Origin of the sequence: Tolypothrix sp. VBCCA 56010, from assembly GCF_050875635.1 — a bacterium.
Taxonomy (GTDB): Bacteria; Cyanobacteriota; Cyanobacteriia; order Cyanobacteriales; family Nostocaceae; genus Hassallia.
On sequence record NZ_JBPAOH010000400.1, the window covers coordinates 1 to 669 of the forward strand.

At 44.7% G+C, this 669-nt stretch carries 1 protein-coding gene; it reads right to left on the reverse strand.

Features of this window, described 5'->3' with window-relative positions; translation table 11 throughout:
- Positions 1-150: 150 nt before the first annotated feature.
- Positions 151-366 (reverse strand): hypothetical protein, encoded by a 216-nt coding sequence (locus AABK37_RS41715; protein ID WP_432557230.1) that lies wholly within the window; start codon positions 364-366, stop codon positions 151-153.
- Positions 367-669: the final 303 nt, after the last annotated feature.

The following is a 669-nucleotide window of genomic DNA, read 5'->3' on the forward strand; positions in this document are numbered from 1 at the left end:
AAGTTGCGGTTGCACTACTCGCAACCGCCAATTTGTGATTGGCGATCGCATGAATCAGCAGGTGCATAGCACTTGGATTCCCATAACCCGCAACTTGGGTTAACTAGATGAACAAGCAGGACGCATACCAAGATTTTGCGATTGCATTTCTCAACCAATTCCCCTATACTTCGGTGTGGAAGAGAAAAGACTGTCCGCAGCATTTGCAGAATTTTGTGCTGCTGTAAAATCAGCGATCGCATCATCAAGAAGAACTGAACAAATAGCCAGATTCTTCGCTATCGAAGTTCTTAACAAACGCTTTAAAGTATGCAATAATAATTTTGCTCGCATTCTATAACCTAAAGCATTCTGGCGCGTAGACAAAGAAAAAAACCCCGAACTTCGCCACATCGTCTTATCCCTCGTCGCCTTCCACGAATTGAAAAAAATCGGACTTGAAGCATTCCTCAACCTTAACGACGGTGAGGGCTGGATGCTACCAGAAACATTGAGCTTTTGCAGCAGCCCCGCGCTCAATTGCGTTGCATGAGCGTCGGGTAGGCGAGAAACCGGGATATGTCACACTCAGTAAACCAAAAAGTTTTCTCCTCAAGGCGATCGCTAACCAGCCATTGCGTAGTTTTAGGTGCTAGGTGATACTAAATATCTTAAAAGTACTTATGCTTC